The sequence below is a fragment of the Nostoc punctiforme PCC 73102 genome (assembly GCF_000020025.1).
In the GTDB taxonomy this organism is placed as follows: Bacteria; Cyanobacteriota; Cyanobacteriia; order Cyanobacteriales; family Nostocaceae; genus Nostoc; species Nostoc punctiforme.
Genome location: NC_010628.1, coordinates 717442 through 734992, shown reverse-complemented (window position 1 = coordinate 734992; position 17551 = coordinate 717442). Strand labels below are relative to the sequence as shown.

Here is a 17551-nt window from a genome sequence, read left to right as displayed (position 1 = left end):
GCAAATGCTAGGTGTAAATGTTGTTATGAAAGTTGGCGATCGCGTCCGCGTTAAAGATTCGGTAGTAGTGTATCATCATCCTGAACATCGGAATCAGGCTTTTGACATCAAAGGCATAGAAGGCGATGTAGTCAATATTGCCACCCAATGGCAAGGCAGACCAGTCAGCGCTAATCTGCCGGTTGTAGTCCAGTTTAGTAAAAAGTTTAAAGCCCATTTACGTGAAAATGAGTTAGAAGTCATCTAAATCACTTATCGGCGGCGAAACCACTGGAAAATATTCAGTTCGCCGCGCATTCTTTTTAGTTCTTGGCGGTTCTGCTCTGCTGTTGCATAATACCACTCACAATAACGCTGAAACTCTGACCTTGAGCGAACTTCGTGGTAGAACTGGTGAGTTGTTTGGTAAGCAGCAAAAGCTTCCTCAACTTGGGGTTGAGGCGATGGCATAATATAAGGTAAGTTTTTAGACATAAAGTTAATTTAGTTAGTCATTTGTCATTTGTCATTAAGAGTTTGAAGTTAAAACTTTGGAATTCAGGCAATTACCGCATTTTATAATTAATAACTCATAACTCATAACTCATAATTCCCAACTCCTAACATTATTAAAGCCAACCGCGTAAGCGATAAATCAAAGAACCAATGTACTCTTTTAAAGCGCTGGTAAATTGGTGCAAGTTGTCGGTATCAGGTAATAAATTTAGTATAGCGGCTTTGGGAGTGCCACCAAGTTCTTGCAGTTCACCCTGACTAACTAAAAAGTCTGTGGGTGCGGGAATAACATTAATTCCTTGACGCTGAAAAATGTTAAGCGATCGCGGCATGTGCATTGCCGAAGTAACTAATAATACTTGATTGATGCCACGAGATTCTAAAATTTTTCGGACATTTACAGCATTTTGATAAGTATTGAGAGATTCCGGTTCCTGAACAATCGCCTCAGATGGAATACCAATAGATGTGAGTATTGTTGCCATATCTGCCGACTCTGGTGAACCGCCACCACGCCAATCAATGCGACCCCCGCTAAGAATGATTATAGGCGCTCTTTTTTGGCGATATAGTTGGGCGGCATAAATCACGCGATCGCCCGATTCACTCAAATCGACGGTAGGTCTTGGAGGAAAAGCTGATTTAGTTGCGCCACCCAAAACCACAATCGCTTCTGCAACTGGTATTTGGGCGAGTGGCAGATTTTGCCATTCTAGCGATCGCACTAATGATTTAGCAATCCAAGCGTTACTACAAAATAGCAATAAAGTTAGGGCAAAAGCAATTGCGATCGCGGCAGTGCGCGGTCGTTTCCACAAGGTGACTAATGCGACTACCAAACTTACACAGGCTAATCCTAGTGGATAAAAAAATAGTGGCAGTAATTTGGAGAGATATAAAAACATAGTGGGGAATGGGGAACTTGTACTGAGCGCAGTCGAAGTATGGGCAATAGGCAATAGGAACTGAGAAGGAAGCAGGGTAAAGATAACTATTGATTATTGACTAATACCCAATTCCCCATACTTCTCTACGAGAGGCTGCGCCCTAAGCGTAGCTATGCCGCAGGCTTTACGACTGCGCGGTAGTTGAGCGCAGTCGAAACTCAGTACAAGTTCCCAATTCCCACTTGCCCTGAGCGTATCGCTAAAGCGAAAGCTCCGCTAACGCGTAGCGTCTCGTAGAGAAGCCGTTCGCATAGCGTCCCGCAGGGAAGGGATTCCCAATTCCCAAATTACTACCTTTCCCAAAACTTGAAATTGATACTACTTCCAGGAGCGCGACGGTAACGGCGGGTATTTCTTCTCGTTTGCCGTTTGTTGATTCTGTCGTTTGTTGGTTCAACTTCGCCCTCTTCTAATTCTTCAACTTGCAACTGAGTTCTAGTTTCTTCCTTACTTCCCCACCAAGCAGTAATCCAGCCTCCAGCTAAAGCGCCTATTCCACCCAGCAAGATACTTGTGGGTGCTGGATAGCCTAAATATACAAAGCCAAGCATGAAAAATAACCAGTATTTTAGTCCTGTATCAACACCATCAGAGGAGGCTACATTTGGTGCTTGGGGGCTATTATCGGTTACATTGGTAATCCAACTGAGGATGAAACCGCCCATGATTCCTAAGAAAATGCTTAGGGCTGGCGCGGAGCCGGTCATTATTAATATAAATGTTAAAAATGCCCCAAATAACAACTGAGAAAAGAAGCTGGGAGAAATACTCAAAAAGTCGTTCTTTTTGTCTGCCATATAGTAAAAAAAGGCTATCAACTAGATACCAATTCGTAGTTCGTAATTTTCGATTCAATTACGAATTACGTTAGCATAGCGCTAGCAAGTCCGCGACCTCTATGAGGAAGCAAGCTACGCATAGCGTTTGTCTACGACACGCTGCCTGAACCTAGAGAGCGTCATTACGAATTACGAATTACGAACTTGTACTGAGCGTAGCCGAAGTATTACGAATTATTTTAATTGTGCCTTTTGTGATTGAGTTGTATCCAAAATCTTTACGTAGGCTTGTTCTTCTTCAGTGAAAGGTTCGGCTTGTTTGATTTGTGAGGCTAATAAATCGGCGGTGGCATCAGCAATATCACCAGTGCGGTTGTTGAGACGCTCTTTTAGAACTTCTAGCGGTGCTGTGCATTGGATAATCTGAAGTGGAATTTCGTGTTTTGTAGCTTGAGCGATCGCTTCTTGCCGTAAATGCTGTTTATCATACTTGGCATCCAAAATCACTGAAAAACCTTGTTTAGCAAGGATAATGCCCAATTCCAGCAGCCTTGTGTAGGTTTTCTCAGTCATCTCAGGCGTATACAAATCATCGCCACCTTTTTCCCACAGGGGAATTCCTCCTAAATGTTTCCGCACCGCATCAGAACGCAGGTGAATCGCTCCCTGTTGACGAGCTAAATGCCTTGCTGTGGTACTTTTACCAGAACCCGACAACCCCGACATCAAAATTAGCTCTCCAACTTTTGGTTTAGTGTACTCCCAAGCCTGTTTGTAATACTCACTGGCGGTCTTTGTCGCCTCTTCCTTTACCGCCGCGGGTACACCTGGATCGTCTAGCAAAAATGATGTCACTTTAGCCCTGACATAAGCCTGACGACTTAAATATAAAGGCAGCACTTGTAAACCTTCCCAGTCTCCAGTTTGCTCTATGTAGGCATTCAAAAACGCATTACCTAAGTCCTTGCGTTGCCGCGCTTCCAAATCCATCACCGTGAACGCCACATCATACATCACATCGACAAAGCGAAACGGCTCGTTAAACTCAATACAATCAAACAGCAAAATCTTGTCGTTCCACAGGGCAATATTTCTCAGGTGTAAATCCCCGTGACATTCACGAATATAATTGTTGTGAATTCTGCTAGCAAATAATTCTGGACGTTCAGCAAAAAACTTATCTGTATATTGCTTTGTTTCGGTAAATTGTTCCTGAGTCTGGGGGCCACCAATATAATTCTCAGTTTGCTGATAATTCTCGTCAAATGCAGCCCGAACTTTTGGCACTTCACCAAAACTGCGAATGTAATCATTCGTCTGTGCTTCAGCATGATATTGAGCCACTACCCGTCCCAACTCATCTAGGCGTGCCTCATTTAATTTACCCTGTTCAAAAAGCGTACTCAATAGTGACTCTTGAGGAAACTGCCGCATTTTCAGCACGTATTCTACAGCCTCAACTGTTCCCCCTAACTGGTATTGCTCCCCTACCAAAGTTATGGGCAAAACTTCTAAATATAGTTCACCAGCACCTCTCTGATTTAATCGCAACTCTTCGTGACAAAAATGCTGCCGCTTCTCTAAGGTGGAAAAGTCCAAAAAGCCAAAATTCACAGGTTTTTTCAGCTTATAAGCGTAATCCCCAGTCAGCAGCACATAAGAAACGTGAGTTTGAATTAGTTCAATGGGTTCTGTTACCGCATGGGGATAAAATCCAGGCTGCAACATTTGCTCAATTAAGACTGGAAGAGTTGCTTCTGTCATTTCTATTCCTTTGCGGTTCAAATACAAAAAAACCAGGGGGGAACCCCTGGTTTCATCAGAAATTATTACACAGTTTACTTAGCTTAAGAAGCTGTTTCAGTTTCTGTGCCAGCATCATCAGCACTAATTTGCGGTGGCAAAACGCTCACAACAAGTCGTTCCAATTCAGCTAGAGGTGTTACACCTTCAGGAAAAGGTATATCACTAATACTCAAACTGTCTCCAATTTGCAGGTTAGTGACATCGATTTCAATTACATCTGGGATGTTTTCTGGCGCACAACTTACTTGCAATTCGGTGATTACGGTGTCTAACACACCACCCTCTTGTTTAACACCAACAGCAGTTCCTACAAAACGCAGGCGCACTTCTACCGTAGTATCGCCGTGACCAGCAACCGCGAAAAAGCTGAGGTGGTATGGTGTACCCTTTGCTGGATGGATCTGAAGTTCCCGCAGTAGGGCTTTGCCGCGCCAGGGTGCATCAGCAATGTTTAATTCAATTAAGGTATTGTTGACTGAAACTCTTTTGAGCAAACGTTCAACAGTTTTAGCCTCAATGGTCAAAGAAATGGACTCAGTACCCTTATGACCATACAAATTGGCAGGTATCAATCCAGAACGGCGCAAAGCTCTTGGCTTGCTGCCTTCTGGACGTTTTAGAGATTCGACTGTAATAGTCATAGAAGTTGTCCTTTGTCATTAGTCATTAGTCATTAGTCATTAGTCATTGGTCATTAGCAAATAACTAATGATACCAATGAATAATTTACGCACTAAGCAGGGTAGCAGGCGTGCCGTCAGGGTGCAATAAAGCGCGTTTGGGCCCGTGGATGGGGTCTTCTACGATTATGGTTTGATCGCGGCTTGCTCCTAGTGAGACGATCGCGATCGGGACTTCCATTAATTCAGCGAGGAATTTTAGATAGTCCAGTGCTTGCTGTGGCAAGTCTTCCAGGGTGCGGCATTCGGTTGTTGACACTTTCCACCCTGGTAAGGTTTTGTAGATGGGGCGACATCTAGCAAATTGACGAGAACTGGTGGGGAAGTGTTCGCTGCGTTGACCATCTATGTCATAAGCGACACAAACTTGAATTTCCTCCAATTCATCGAGGACATCCAGTTTGGTCAGCGCCATACAATCCATACCATTAATCCGCACGGCATAGCGACCAATGACCGCATCAAACCAGCCACAGCGCCGTTTGCGTCCGGTGGTTGTGCCAAATTCAGCACCGCGATCGCACAACAATTCTCCTAACTCTCCATCCAATTCTGTGGGAAATGGCCCCTCTCCCACCCGCGTTGTGTAGGCTTTCGACACGCCAATTACCCGGTCAATCATTGTCGGGCCTACCCCTGTACCAACGCAAGCCCCTCCAGCTACAGGGTTTGAAGAGGTGACATAAGGATAAGTTCCATGATCTAAGTCAAGAAGGGTGCCTTGTGCGCCTTCAAACAAAATATTGCGCCGTCGCTGAATTGCATCGGATATTTTTAACGATGTATCAACAACGTGAGGTCGCAAACGTTCTGCATACCCCAAATACTGTTCAATCACCTCTTGTGGATCTAGAGGCGGCAAGTTGTAAAGCTTTTCTAAAATGACGTTTTTATAATTAATCGTCCACTCTAACTGCTCACGTAGCCCATCGGGGTCCATCAAGTCTAAAACCCGGATGCCAGTACGTTCAGATTTGTCAGCATAAGTCGGCCCAATGCCCCGACCTGTTGTGCCGATCTTATAGCTTCCCCGTCGTTCTTCAGATGCCTGGTCAATCAACCGATGATAAGGCATTGTTACGTGGGCTGTCTCAGATATCAGCAGGTGGTCAGTGGAAATATTTAGTTCTTTTAGTTGGTCGATTTCTGCGATCAAAATCTGTGGATCGATTACTGTTCCACAGCCGATAATGCAATCGGTATTTGGATACAAAATACCAGAGGGAATCAAGTGTAGTTTAAAGGTCTGACCTTTAACTACAATCGTGTGTCCAGCATTGACACCCCCTTGGTAACGTACCACAACATCTGCGGAACGACTGAGTAAGTCAGTTATTTTACCTTTTCCTTCATCGCCCCATTGGGCACCTATGACAATGACGTTAGCCAAGAGCTTATATTAAGAAGTAAAGTTTCCACAAACTATAATTATTAACATATTATGTGGATCGTGTCAATAATTAAAATCTGCCAACTTATTGGGGTATTTAGGGGTGGGTTTTAGATTTTTGATTACAAGAAAAACTCACCATTATACTCTCGCAAAAAGGGCAACGACGGGAATTGCACCCGTATCTCCTGGTATACTCCAAGGAATTCTACTCTTTAAACTACGTTGCTGGGGCAGCGAACCGAATCGAACGGCTGTCTTTCGCGTTGAACGGCGGACGCTTTACCATTAAGCTACACTGCCATAAATTACCAGTCTATTTCTGTATAGTCTTTAAATAATCTAGCAAAGGGTGTTTTACCTTGGTTAATTCCTAGATAAATTGGGTCACAAATGCGTGCAGCAGCATCATTGACATCAAAGGGAGGATAAACGCCACGTTCTTGCATGGATTTTGCTTGATGATAGGGGTGTTGGAAGCTAATCCATCCAGGGTCTACTGCATTCATAAAAATACGATGTTTGGCGTATTCTTTGGCACAGGTACGGGTCATTTGATTGAGAGCAGCCTTGGCCATATTGGTGTGGGGATGTCGCCAAGGTTTGTCAACATCGTTAAATCGCCCTTCCATTGAAGAAACATTAATGATGTATTTATTAGTTTCTTTGTAGTTGCTCATTAATCGCTTGAGTCTACTGTTAATGACAAATGGAGCGATCGCATTAATTATATGCACTTCCAATAATTCTAAAATACTGACTTCATCATCCTTCATCAGCCAGCTATTAAAGGGACGCAAGTCAAGTTGTTGCTCATCATCGGTATACCCTTCTAGAGGGAAATAAGCCGAATTATCGCCTATGTCTTCGGGAATCAAAGGAATTTGGGACAGGAAAGCAGAATTTTTGGTAAATGTGGCTTCTTTTTCTTCTGTACTAGCTAATAGTGCAGAATTCTCAGTGTTCACCGCATGATTATGGCCTACTAACACCTGTATTTCTGGCGGTAGTTCCCCGAAAGGTAGTGATTCAAACTCAATTAAATGATGATAAAACGCTGGCGGACGACGCACTGTTTGTGCCGCATTATTGATAATAATGTCGAGTCGCTGGTAAAACTTACAAATGTGTTGGGTAAATTGCTCAACACTGTGGAGATGGCGCAAATCGAGTCCGTAAATTTGCAATCGATGTTGCCATTCTCGAAAATCTGGCTCTGCTGCGTACCTTTTTGCCGCGTCATGGGGAAAACGGCTTGTTACAATCACAGTCGCACCATCTCGCAACAGTCTCAACGCTACCCCATGACCAATCTTTACCCTGGCTCCTGTGACAACGGCAATCATACCCCGTAAATCAGCACTTTGCTGACGCTTGCTGAAGTTAAGATTTCCACATTCAACACAGAGTCCAGTGTAAAAGCCATGACCCTGTAAAAAAGTTGTCTTGCAGACAATGCAACGTGGTAGTTTGGTCATTAGCCATTTTTGGTATTATTGCCTACTCTCTGTTAATAGAAAACTTATCTGGTTAAACTGCATTACCCAAATTACTGTAAAAATGAATTTATCTTAAAAATTAGCGGATTTATTTGTGACTATTATGTATAAATCATCATCCCAAAAAATCCAGATATTTACGATTATAACAGATTGTAATTTCTTACTTGTGTTATTAAAATCCTTAAATTATTCTCAGTATTTGTTTTTAATGTTTAATTTTAACTGATAGAGGGCATCTGCGGCAGAAAGGGCGAACGCATGGTCAAAAAATGGTATAGAGTTCAAAAACTAAAAGCAATATTCGTTTTAGCATTGGCAGTTGTATTTACTAATGCTGTAGTCTCTTATAACAACACTGTTAAGCTGATTCACAACCAGCAATGGGTGACATCCTCATATAAAGTTATTACTCAACTTGAAAGTATCCAATCTCTACTCAAAGATACTGAAACTGCACAACGTAATTATCTAATTACAGCAGATGCAGACGATCTAAAAACTTATCTTGCAGCTTATCAACAAACTAATCGCAATATTCAGATTCTTCGTAAATTAACTGCCGATAATCATCAAAAGCAGCAATGGATTTCTTTGTTGGAGCCGAAAATTACCAGTAGGCTCAACATTTTGCAAAAAGAGATTTATCTCAGACAAAACCAAGGATTTGAAGCAGTTCGTCAGCGAATATTATCTGATAAAGATAACCAAAGTGGCAAAGAAATTCAACAGCTGATTCACGACTCTTTAGAGATAGAGCAAAATTTATTACAGCAGGGAATGCAGCAGTCGCAAGCAAGTTCCCAAAAGGCGATAGTCACATTTTTTATCGCTGCGATTGTGGATTTGGTGCTGGTGGCGCTGCTGTATGATTTGTTGTGGCGTTATATCAGGCAACTTCAGCAGACAGAACTGGCCTTACGCCAAAGCGAAAACCGTTTACGAGCCATGATAGATGCAGAACCAGAATGCATCAAGTTAATTGCTAGGGATGGCACCCTTTTAGAAATTAATGCCGAAGGATTGGCAATGATGGAAGTAGAAAGTCCTGATGTATTGATTGGTAAACCAATTGATGCTGTAATTGTGCCAGAGTATAGAGCAGCTTTTGCCGACTTGCATAAAAGTATCTGTCAAGGTAACAAGGGGACTTTGGAGTTTGAAATTGTCGGATTTAAAGGTACTCGTCGCTACATGGAAACTTATGCTGTACCACTGCGTAACGAATCTGATGGTACATTCATTCATTTGGCACTGATGCGAGATATAACCCAGCAAAAACAGGCAGAACAGAAAATCCGCGAACAAGGATTGCTGCTGGATGTATCAACTGAGGGTATTTTGGTACGAAATATCTACAACCAAATATTGTTTTGGAATCAAGGTGCTGAACGTCTTTACGGCTGGAAGTCTGAGGAAGTTGTGGGTAAGAATGTTTTGCAACTTTTGTATAAAGGTATTTCACCACAGCTAGAAGACGCTTACTTGAAGGTGATGAATACAGGTGAGTGGCGGGGTGAGTTGCATCAACTGACAAAGGAAGGTAAAGTAATTATCGTTGAAAGTCGGTGGATACTGATCCGAGATGATCGTGGACAAACTAAGTCCATTTTGAGTGTGAACACCGAGATTACACAGCAGAAACAACTAGAAGCTCAACTTCTGCGATCGCAACGCTTGGAGAGTATTGGTACGTTAGCTGGCGGTATTGTCCACGATCTCAACAATATACTATCCCCAATTTTAATGTCAGTTCAACTGTTGCAGAAGAAATTGCCCGATTCGCAGAGTCAGCAAATACTGCAAACTTTAGAAAATAATGTGAAACGCGGCGCTAATTTGCTCAAGCAAGTGTTGTCTTTTGCACGAGGTATTGAAGGCAAACGGACAATTGTGCAAATTCAGCCTTTGATGGCAGAAATTGAGCAAATTATCGCTCAAACATTCCCCAAATCGATTATCTGTCAGGCAGATATCCCTAAAAATCTGTGGTACGTTCGTGGAGACATAACTCAAATACATCAGGTGCTGATAAATTTAGTAGTCAATGCCCGCGATGCCATGCCCAATGGCGGTATATTGAGGATTGCGGCAGAAAATCTGGTGATTGGCGAACATTCTGCTCAGATCAATATTGATGCTAAAGTGGGTTCTTATGTTGCGATCGTGGTGACAGATACTGGTATGGGGATGTCGTCGGAAGTCCAGAAACGGATTTTTGAACCGTTTTTTACCACCAAAGAGGTAGGCAAAGGTACAGGTTTAGGACTTTCCACAGCGTTGGGTATCATTAAGAATCACGGTGGTTTTGTCAATGTTTACAGTCACGTAGGCAGAGGTACTCAATTTACAGTATACTTGCCTGCCTCAACATTTAGAGACACATCTTTGCTATCTCCAGAATTGGAATCAGTTACAGGAGATGGCTAATTTATTTTGGTAATGAAAGTATTACAGATTAGAAAAAATCCTATTAACCAAAACTTCCTGGCGACGTTGGAAATTGGTTACTAGAAATAAAAAATATCAGTTAACATGATACGCCGTGATCACTATTCTCTTGTCTGGACTATATACGGACTCGACTCTTGGATATTCGTTATGAATCCACCATACTTTTACTCTATTAGCCTGTGCAGGTGCGCTACCTGAGATTGAATATCCTGCTTGAGTCATTAAGGTTTCAAAAGTATTTGAGTCGAGAACTGTACAATTAAAAGCTGCTAGCCCCTGTATTTGATGTCTGTTTAGGGTCATAGCTACCCTGGTAAGTCGTAAAAATTCTATATCCTGGTAATACTAACGCAATTCCAGTGTTACTGTGAATTTTACCGGGATATTTATAGGGAATATCATCTGGTATGTTCCCACCAAGGCGAAAACTAAAACCAAATAGCCATATATACAAACCAGGTAATAGTAAATCCATGCTATATGTAATAGCTCTCATTGCCTCATTTTCTTTGAAAGAAGAAAAATTTCTAGCTATAGCGAATTTTTTGGAGATATTTTTCAGGTTTGTGGTTTCTAACATAGGTCTTAATTTCAATCCCCAATAGGGATCTTAATAAGTTTCAAGCGTTTGAATCCCTATCAGGGATGAGGTGTTTTGCAACGGCCAAAGCCAAACCTTTACCTTTGAAGACACGCCGTTGCTTGAATCCCTATCAGGGATGAGGTGTTTTGCAACTATAAAGGTTTTGTTTTAGCAAGTCAAGTAATAAAAGTTTGAATCCCTATCAGGGATGAGGTGTTTTGCAACAAAGATTATAAAATCTCCTGTAAGTATTCCTGAATCGTTTCAATCCCTATCAGAGATGAGGTATTTTGCAACTGCCGAAAAATACGGTGCAGCAAAAGCGATTGAAGTTGTTTGAATCCCTATCAGGGATGAGGTATTTTGCAACGGCTGACCTTTGAAAGCTTTGCTGTATTAGGATTTTAAGGTTTAGTTGCGCGGATGTGTACATAATAGCAAAGTTTTCAAGCTCTTGTAAGAGTGGAAAGCCTTTAAAATACTTATACCCCAAGGTGCGCGACAGTTAATCGAAATAGAGTTTTTGAGAGCATTTTTATTATCAGCCAAAAATTAGCGATCGCTCTGTAACAATGGGAACAGTACCTTTAAATGGTTAACTTATGCTTGTGTTTCTGCTGCACTATTTGTTTCTTAAGACTTAACTTTGTTTGAGCTAACCGCAAGTGAGTTTAAATGTGAGGAAAATCAAACTACCGACTTTGATATTAATTAGTTTGGCAATGGTTTTGTGGTTGAATTTGCGTTCTTCAACACAGTCAATATCAACTGTTGTATCTTCACCACCAAAAAGTATCCGCTACTTCGAGCGCACATTACCCCAAAGCATCGCTCACGTTCTGTTTATTCCAGTTAATAGCAAATTTTTGGTAACTCCTGCACTATCGCAAAAGGTAGCCACAGTAGAGGAATTTGCCCAAAAGCATCGAGCCGTAGCTATCTTGAACGCAGGCTTTTTTGACCCAGCCAACCAAAAAACTACATCTTATGTGATCTTACAAAGAAAGTTGGTAGCTGACCCGAAGGAAAACGAGCGGCTGGTGAACAATCCCAACTTAAAATCTTACCTAAGTCAAATTTTCAATCGCACAGAATTTCGCCGCTACTCATGTGGACAGACCGTTCGCTATGATATTGTCCTGCACAGTGCGTCACAGCCAGCAGGTTGTCAGTTAGTCGATGCCATAGGCGCTGGCCCAAGCCTATTACCAGAACTCACTTTAGAAAAAGAAGGTTTTGTAGATAATGCCAATAAACGAGATGCACTTGGCAGCAACCAACCCAACGCCAGAACTGCCGTTGGTATCACCCATGATGGCAGCGTTGTTCTAGTTATGGTCGCTCAAAAACCCTCTGCTCCTGCTAATGGGATATCCTTACCAGCACTAGCTAATTTTATGAAAACTCTTGGTGCTGATAAAGCGATGAATTTGGATGGAGGAAGTTCGTCTTCGCTTTATTACAATGGCAAAACCTTTTACGGGAAGGTTGATTTGGAGGGAAATCCTATCAAGCGTCCCGTGAAGTCAGTTTTGCTGGTTCAGGAAAACTAGTGGTCTATTTCATTAATTTTGAGAGATAAGAGAACGAACCGCTAAGGACGCAAAGAGCGCATTCGCGCAGCGTCTCGCAGAGAAGGAAGAGGTAAACAAGAAATAATTGAAAAGCTGATTAACCTATCAGCATTAATGGGACAGACCACTAGTTTTGAACATTAGGTGAGGGAACAAGTCTTTACTTTCATGTTACCGGCGACTGCGAAAACCCTGTCTTCCATTAACTTGGTCAAAGAGGACATCGTATTTATCAAAAAAGGCGATGCCAGTATTTACAAATGTAGGAACTTCTGATTGTGGCGAAATACTTAAATTCCAGCGATTAAATCCGTCGCGGGTTCCTGGTGTCAAGCTGTAATCAAAAATGCCATTAATTGCTACTTTTACAGCATTCGCTGAACGTAATACTCCTGGTTTGAGCTTACCTGCTGTAGAAGCTGATTTGAATTCAGTCAAACCATTAATAGTTCCAGTATCAGCAATCATTTTGCCATTACAAAGATTTTTAGCAGAACTCCCAGCAATAGTTAAACAAACTTTGCTCACTTGAGAGTCCCATCTGTTACCAGGTACATCATTAATTTTGCTTTGTTTATTCCAAGGAGCCATTTTGAAACCTGCTTGATTATCAGCAGTTAAACCGAGAATTAGGCTGCCATTATTGTTATTACCACCATTTCCCGTAACAATAAATCCGTTACTCAAATTGCCTGGTAATTTTCTCAATGGATTATAGGGAAGTGACTTCTCAAAATAGTTGACACCGATAATACCGGAAAATGGCACACCATTCTTTGCTGAACAATTAGGCTTTTGGGCAGTACATTGACGACTGGTAACAACCTGTACCGGAACGGGTTCTGTGGCGGGAAGCAAACCAAATCGGATGTTAGTATAAACTAATTCTCCCTCAAGGATAGTACCATCACTTAATATCTCCTTGATATTTTGTCCCGTTCTGCGGATAGGAGCATTACCTAAAAACTCTTTGGGAACTCGCAGCCCTGCTGAACCTGTATCTAATAAGATACGTTTTGGTTGACCATTTGCGATCGCCATTTCTAGAAAATAGCCGCGAACACGTTGACCGAGGGAAGGTTTTGTGTACAAAGGTAAGGATATGGTATCAAAAGTTGGCTTGCGGGGTGGATTTTGCGAGATATCGCGCAACGCTGGGTTTGGAAAAAGAGCTGCAAATGCTGACTGTCTTTGCGCTGCTGGTTCAGGCGCAATATCCCAAAGGCTTTCGTAGTAAAAAAAGCTAATACCTAAACCGCGTTGTTGCGCTGCTTGCACCTGAGATTGAATTTGTGGTAAGGCAACTGGGCTATTTCGTAACCCCGCCGTAATACCGATACCAGTTGGGATGATTTGTTGGGTTTCTAAAATTTCTGGGCGGGTAATTTGAGTGATAAAACTTTCCAAATCTTTACGGTATACCTGCATAACCAACTCATCAACAATACCCAACCTTACCCAGTTAAGCCAGTCTTGCAGGTATAGCTTGTAGGCGAAATTATAATAATCGGGAGCAACTGAGAAAATGGCATTCGGTTTTCGGGATTTCACAGTTTGGTAGAGGTCTACCATGAATGCAGTAATTTTATCTGCCCGCCATTTTATCCATGCTTGAGCTTGGGGATTGGGTGGAGGAGGATTGCCAGTTTCTTGAGTATATAGACTAATCGTGTACTTATCGTAACCAAAATCTACAGGTAAACCCGTATGGTCGTCAAATTGAATGCCATCAGCATCGTATTGAGTGATAACTTCCATAACAAGTTCGGTGATAAACTTTTGCACTTCGGGGTGAAAGGGATTTAACCACGCTACTTCAGCCGCAGCATTAGTTGAAGTTTGAGTCCCATCCCGCATTTGCGTTAGCCAATCTGGATGCTGCGATGCGAGCTCGGAACTTAGGGGAACCATGAAACCAAATTCAAACCAGGGTATTGCTAGTAGCCCTTGGCTGTGGGCTTGGCTAATAATGTCTGCAATTACATCTTGTCCATCTACTCCCTTGAAGAAGAAGGGAATACCCATTTTTTGCATGATGGCACTGGGGTAATGTGTATAGCCATCGTTCCAAACTACGGGATAAACAGTGTTAAAGTTTAGTTGCCGCAGTTGGCTCATAGCTGCTTGTACCTTGGAGCGATTTCTGAAAACGCTAAAATCGTTACTACTGAGCCACACCCCCCGAATTTCCTGACGAGGTTGAGGAGGAAGTTGGGCAATAGCAGGGGCAAAGCTGTTGAGTAGTAATACCGCAACGAATGAGATCAAAAATAATAATGGCAGCAGACGCTTCCTTAAAAGCCACCAACCTTGATGAATGAAAGGCGATGTTTGGCGACTAGCCGCAACTCCATCAGACGCTTTACGTAACTTGCTGCGGCATAAAAGTAAGCATCTACGCACGGGGTTTAATAGTAAGTTGGTTAGAGTCGCATTAATTCCTATGCTTTTTTCCCAAAACTGAGTTGTCATTACTTCTGGTTACTAATTGCTTAAATTTCATTCCATATAAATGTTAAATTGCTACACCAGGAAAACTGATACAGTAATTTAGCTGCAAGACGCTTGACGCAGTTATAGAGTTAGTAGTGCCAAATAGAATGGTTGTGCCGAAAATTCAAAGCTGATTTTTGGGGATAAACTTCCTCTGACTCTTCTCTGAGATGTCAGGGTGATAACCGTGGTCTTTTAACCTGGGAATACCAAAGGCCGAGATGAGAACTCGGAATGTTGCATGAGAGTCTATAACTTGTGTGTAGAGATTATCTGCTTGCAAGAAAAAGTAACGTGGATATATTTTCTATACACAGTCATACTACTTTCAAAAAGTTTGCTACAAGTAGTGTTATTTATGATTGTCATAATTAAAACAATTGACTCTCAACTATCAATGGTGAACTCTACCCTCGTCGTCACACTCTATATCAACCCCATGAAAGGGAATGATACTAATACTGGTTCACGGTTGAGTCCGTTTAAAAGCCTCACCCGTGCCTTAAAAATAACCAAAATCCCGACGATAATTCATCTTGAGCCGGGGACTTACAGCGCTGCTAGTGGTGAGGTGTTCCCACTGATTATCCCTGAAGGGGCAACAGTGATGGGTAACGAAGTTAATAAAGGTGCAGATATTGTAATTTGCGGGAGTGGCGAATATCAAAGTCCCAGCTTTGGTATACAAAATATTACGCTGCTCTTGCTAGATGATGCCAGTCTTTTAGGTGTGACTGTCACTAATCCCTCAGCTAAAGGTACTGGTATTTGGATTGAATCGGCTGCACCTACTTTAGCGAATAATACTTTGAGGGACTGTGGGCGGGAAGGCGTGTTTGTCACTGGTGCTGCCAAACCCGAAATTTTAGATAACATATTTGTGCAAAATACTGCTAGCGGGTTGGTGATAGCAGGTCATAGCCAGGGAGAAGTACTGTGGAATTTATTTGAAAGAAACCCTTTAGGTATAGCAATTAGTGACTTTGCTACTCCGACGATCGCAAATAACAAATTATCAGAAAATCGTACCGCGATCGCACTTTCTCGCAACGCCCAACCGGTGCTGCGTCAAAATCTCATTACTAAAAATACCCAAGGTGGTCTATTAGTCAATGGCAATGCAATTCCTGATTTAGGCAATACCCAAGATTCTGCTGATAATATTTTTCGTGATAATAGTGAATTTGATTTGTATAATGCTACTAAACAAAAGCTAATTTCCGTAGGTAATCATTTGAATCCTTTTCTAGTCAAGGGCTTGGCAGAATTGATCCCAGCCAATCCAGTAGCGGTTAGCACTAATTTATCTGACGCTCCGGCTCCGGCACCATCTCAAAAACTCCCCGCGCCTGTTCAACTAGATGCACATTGGGCAGAACCATTTATCCAGGCATTAGTAAGCATGGATTTAACTCATCGTTTTGCCGATGGTAGCTACCAGCCAGATCAACCCATGACTCGCGCCCAGTATGCATCTCTGGTAGCGATCGCCTTTAACCCATTTCCCAAAATCTCAGCACCCGATTTTACGGATGTCCCCAAGGATTTTTGGGCTTATAGCGCTATCCAAGTGGCGGCTAGTGGTGGCTTTGTTGGCGGATTTAGCGATCGCACTTTTCGCCCCAATCAGCATGTCCAACGCCTACAGGTGATTGTCTCCCTAGTAAACGGACTGGGACTAGCAGCTATTGATAGCGATATTTTAGAAATATATAGCGATCGGCATACCATTCCCGACTACGCCCGAAAAGCCGTAGCCACTGCTACACAACAAAAAATCATCGTTAATTACCCAGATCCCCAACTACTTGCACCTTTACGTTTGGCTACACGCGGCGAAGTTGCAGCAATGGTTTATCAAGCATTAGTTGCCATTGGACGAACATCTGCGATTAAATCATTCTATGTAGGGTTGCATTCTAGAAGTTGACAAGTAGAATAGGAAACACTGCTTATCGGCTTTGTACTCATTGGAAAAAAAACCATGTAGTTAAAAGCACGCTAGGCTAATATGCGATGGGTGAAGAATCTTAAGACCTATTGCCGAAAGCTAATAGCCCCATGTTAACAACACTCCCAGATACTTCTGCCAACTTGGCGATCGCTTTATTAATTAATTATAGTTTTGATCTCAGTGGCTATACTGCCAATGAGCTAGTTGAACGTTGGCAAACTCAATACCCACTGAATTGGCTACACCTGGCAGTAATTGAGGCACTATATCAAGGCCGTTATAAAGCAGTTTCGGTGCAGCAAATTTTAGTATTTTGGCAGCGCCGGGATCAGGCTACATATCATTTCAATATGGAATTTGAACGGATGATTTGTAGCAAATTTCCCCAAAGCTTAACCTCATCGCCTGCTCCAAGCCTACCGCTAGTCAAGAGAAATCCCATTGTAGAGAGAGTCACGAGTCCTCAATTACCACCTGCGAAGATTCGTAACGGCTATCAAAACAGCAATACTGCAACTCTACAACTGAAAAGTTATGAACAAAAAACATCTTTAGATGAAGAAGAAGCCAAGCAGGAAGCTAGAGACAATAAAACTGTTCTCAAATCTCCCCTTTCTGGAAAATTTGCTTCTTCGGCAACCCTTCAGCTATCCTCTGCTGTTAGCCAAAGGCAAACTTTACAAGAAAGTTCACCGCCTCCCTCACCACCAAGCCATCATCAACGACAGCCAAAACTGCTGCCACCTGCTGCTATTCATGCCCCGATTGGGCAATTTACCCCAGAAAAAAGCGATCGCTCTGAGTCTTTTACATCTAAACTCAAAGCGATGTCTAGCGAACCAAATCCGCCAGATATGGGGAGTGGAGAGATGAGGGAGAAGAATCAATGACAAATGA

General features: G+C 42.3%; 14 protein-coding genes, 1 tRNA gene and 1 CRISPR repeat array. Of the genes, 5 read left to right on the top strand and 10 right to left on the bottom strand.

The genetic code is table 11. From position 1 onward, the window contains the following. Nucleotides 1-25 precede the first annotated feature (25 nt). Nucleotides 26-247: a ferredoxin-thioredoxin reductase variable chain gene (locus NPUN_RS03130; RefSeq protein WP_012407397.1), complete on the top strand. Its 222-nt coding sequence runs from the start codon at nucleotides 26-28 to the stop codon at nucleotides 245-247. A 5-nt stretch (nucleotides 248-252) separates the two neighbouring features. Here the strand turns inward: NPUN_RS03130 and NPUN_RS03125 are convergent, their stop codons facing one another. The 8 genes from NPUN_RS03125 to NPUN_RS03090 all read right to left on the bottom strand — a co-directional run bounded on the left by NPUN_RS03125 (nucleotide 253) and on the right by NPUN_RS03090 (nucleotide 7575). Further along, nucleotides 253-474, bottom strand: a complete 222-nt coding sequence (locus NPUN_RS03125) for a hypothetical protein (RefSeq protein ID WP_012407396.1) — start codon at nucleotides 472-474, stop codon at nucleotides 253-255. Between the two features lie 134 nt (nucleotides 475-608). Further along, nucleotides 609-1400 (bottom strand): YdcF family protein, encoded by a 792-nt coding sequence (locus NPUN_RS03120; RefSeq protein WP_012407395.1) that lies wholly within the window; start codon nucleotides 1398-1400, stop codon nucleotides 609-611. Nucleotides 1401-1732: 332 nt separating this feature from the next. After that, a complete protein-coding gene (locus NPUN_RS03115; RefSeq protein WP_012407394.1) occupies nucleotides 1733-2239 on the bottom strand; it encodes a hypothetical protein in 507 nt (168 codons plus the stop codon). Between the two features lie 216 nt (nucleotides 2240-2455). After that, nucleotides 2456-3985, bottom strand: coding sequence for a bifunctional aminoglycoside phosphotransferase/ATP-binding protein (locus NPUN_RS03110; RefSeq protein ID WP_012407393.1), 1530 nt, complete (start codon nucleotides 3983-3985; stop codon nucleotides 2456-2458). An 83-nt stretch (nucleotides 3986-4068) separates the two neighbouring features. Then, nucleotides 4069-4668 (bottom strand): 50S ribosomal protein L25/general stress protein Ctc, encoded by a 600-nt coding sequence (locus NPUN_RS03105; protein ID WP_012407392.1) that lies wholly within the window; start codon nucleotides 4666-4668, stop codon nucleotides 4069-4071. Between the two features lie 85 nt (nucleotides 4669-4753). After that, complete coding sequence (locus NPUN_RS03100; protein ID WP_012407391.1) at nucleotides 4754-6097, bottom strand: adenylosuccinate synthase; 1344 nt, start codon at nucleotides 6095-6097, stop codon at nucleotides 4754-4756. A gap of 231 nt (nucleotides 6098-6328) precedes the next feature. Continuing rightward, nucleotides 6329-6400: transfer RNA gene (locus NPUN_RS03095), tRNA-OTHER, on the bottom strand. Between the two features lie 5 nt (nucleotides 6401-6405). Beyond that, the gene (locus NPUN_RS03090; RefSeq protein ID WP_012407390.1) at nucleotides 6406-7575 is read right to left on the bottom strand and encodes an SDR family NAD(P)-dependent oxidoreductase; all 1170 of its coding nucleotides are present in this window, start codon (nucleotides 7573-7575) and stop codon (nucleotides 6406-6408) included. Between the two features lie 282 nt (nucleotides 7576-7857). Here NPUN_RS03090 and NPUN_RS03085 point away from each other — a divergent pair, with 282 nt between their 5' ends. Then, nucleotides 7858-10026: a PAS domain S-box protein gene (locus tag NPUN_RS03085; RefSeq protein WP_012407389.1), complete on the top strand. Its 2169-nt coding sequence runs from the start codon at nucleotides 7858-7860 to the stop codon at nucleotides 10024-10026. A 283-nt stretch (nucleotides 10027-10309) separates the two neighbouring features. Here the strand turns inward: NPUN_RS03085 and NPUN_RS03080 are convergent, their stop codons facing one another. After that, a complete protein-coding gene (locus NPUN_RS03080; RefSeq protein ID WP_012407388.1) occupies nucleotides 10310-10630 on the bottom strand; it encodes a hypothetical protein in 321 nt (106 codons plus the stop codon). Between the two features lie 48 nt (nucleotides 10631-10678). Beyond that, nucleotides 10679-11003: a CRISPR direct-repeat array (repeat unit 34 nt; unit sequence TTGAATCCCTATCAGGGATGAGGTGTTTTGCAAC). A gap of 307 nt (nucleotides 11004-11310) precedes the next feature. Here NPUN_RS03080 and NPUN_RS03075 point away from each other — a divergent pair. Then, nucleotides 11311-12186, top strand: a complete 876-nt coding sequence (locus NPUN_RS03075) for a phosphodiester glycosidase family protein (protein ID WP_041565879.1) — start codon at nucleotides 11311-11313, stop codon at nucleotides 12184-12186. Nucleotides 12187-12378: 192 nt separating this feature from the next. Here NPUN_RS03075 and NPUN_RS03070 read toward each other — a convergent pair whose 3' ends face one another. Further along, nucleotides 12379-14679, bottom strand: coding sequence for a glycoside hydrolase family 10-like protein (locus tag NPUN_RS03070; protein ID WP_012407386.1), 2301 nt, complete (start codon nucleotides 14677-14679; stop codon nucleotides 12379-12381). 418 nt (nucleotides 14680-15097) lie between these two features. On the opposite strand from NPUN_RS03070, the gene NPUN_RS03065 reads away from it, so the two are divergent. Together NPUN_RS03065 and NPUN_RS03060 are read left to right on the top strand one after the other, a co-directional pair. Beyond that, on the top strand, nucleotides 15098-16630 hold the full coding sequence (locus NPUN_RS03065) for a DUF1565 domain-containing protein (RefSeq protein WP_041565877.1): 1533 nt from the start codon (nucleotides 15098-15100) through the stop codon (nucleotides 16628-16630). Nucleotides 16631-16761: 131 nt separating this feature from the next. After that, complete coding sequence (locus tag NPUN_RS03060; RefSeq protein ID WP_012407384.1) at nucleotides 16762-17544, top strand: hypothetical protein; 783 nt, start codon at nucleotides 16762-16764, stop codon at nucleotides 17542-17544. The last annotated feature ends 7 nt before the right edge of the window (nucleotides 17545-17551 follow it).

Coding starts and splice junctions, on each gene's coding strand:
- NPUN_RS03110 (WP_012407393.1), bottom strand. CDS start 3,985: ATGACAGAAGCAACTCTTCCAGTCTTAATTGAGCAAATGTTGCAGCCT.
- NPUN_RS03090 (WP_012407390.1), bottom strand. CDS start 7,575: ATGACCAAACTACCACGTTGCATTGTCTGCAAGACAACTTTTTTACAG.
- NPUN_RS03130 (WP_012407397.1), top strand. CDS start 26: ATGAAAGTTGGCGATCGCGTCCGCGTTAAAGATTCGGTAGTAGTGTAT.
- NPUN_RS03125 (WP_012407396.1), bottom strand. CDS start 474: ATGTCTAAAAACTTACCTTATATTATGCCATCGCCTCAACCCCAAGTT.
- NPUN_RS03120 (WP_012407395.1), bottom strand. CDS start 1,400: ATGTTTTTATATCTCTCCAAATTACTGCCACTATTTTTTTATCCACTA.
- NPUN_RS03085 (WP_012407389.1), top strand. CDS start 7,858: ATGGTCAAAAAATGGTATAGAGTTCAAAAACTAAAAGCAATATTCGTT.
- NPUN_RS03105 (WP_012407392.1), bottom strand. CDS start 4,668: ATGACTATTACAGTCGAATCTCTAAAACGTCCAGAAGGCAGCAAGCCA.
- NPUN_RS03060 (WP_012407384.1), top strand. CDS start 16,762: ATGTTAACAACACTCCCAGATACTTCTGCCAACTTGGCGATCGCTTTA.
- NPUN_RS03115 (WP_012407394.1), bottom strand. CDS start 2,239: ATGGCAGACAAAAAGAACGACTTTTTGAGTATTTCTCCCAGCTTCTTT.
- NPUN_RS03080 (WP_012407388.1), bottom strand. CDS start 10,630: ATGTTAGAAACCACAAACCTGAAAAATATCTCCAAAAAATTCGCTATA.
- NPUN_RS03070 (WP_012407386.1), bottom strand. CDS start 14,679: ATGACAACTCAGTTTTGGGAAAAAAGCATAGGAATTAATGCGACTCTA.
- NPUN_RS03065 (WP_041565877.1), top strand. CDS start 15,098: ATGGTGAACTCTACCCTCGTCGTCACACTCTATATCAACCCCATGAAA.